This window comes from Vibrio sp. HI00D65, assembly GCF_001635455.1.
Classification (GTDB): Bacteria; Pseudomonadota; Gammaproteobacteria; order Enterobacterales; family Vibrionaceae; genus Vibrio.
The window spans coordinates 1-546 of record NZ_LWEH01000038.1; the positions used below are offsets into that span (position 1 = coordinate 1).

The 546-nt window shown below is 44.1% G+C and carries 1 protein-coding gene; it reads right to left on the minus strand.

Annotated elements, in window-relative coordinates:
- Nucleotides 1–38: 38 nt before the first annotated feature.
- A partial coding sequence (locus A3712_RS06570) for a flagellar basal body rod C-terminal domain-containing protein (protein ID WP_331710853.1) occupies nt 39–546 on the minus strand: 508 nt, incomplete at its 5' end.

The following is a 546-nucleotide window of genomic DNA, read 5'->3' on the forward strand; positions in this document are numbered from 1 at the left end:
ATTATGGAAGCTGGAAATACGATTCAACATTTACAATTCTACCTCAGAGCCAAAATAGTATTAAACGTGTCGTTAGCAGCTTGCATGATGCGTGAAGAAGCCATATAAGCTTGTTGAAACTTCATCATGTTTGCCGCTTCTTCATCGAGGTTGACCCCCGAGATTGAAGCAATACGCTCTTGGGCAGACTGCTTTTCCAACGTCGCAATTTCACTTAAACGATTAGCCGTTGAAGACTTCAGACCCGTATTAGTATTCAGGTTGTGGTAAAGGTCTAAAATCGTAGACTCACCATCGTTCAAAACTTTTTCGGTTTGAAGATCTTGAAAATTACGTAAGTTGCCATTGTCACCCTCTGATGGTACAAGGTTTGCCGTAAACTTATCGTTCGGCACAGCTCCCGCTGTTAGCTCAAAGGTCGTACCGTTAATCGTCACAGGCCCTTGTGGTGGGTATGGCTGAGGCTGCATTAAGATGTTGCCCTTGGGATCCGTCACTGCAAATTGCTCACCTTTTGGGGACACAATCACTTCAAATTCACGTAGC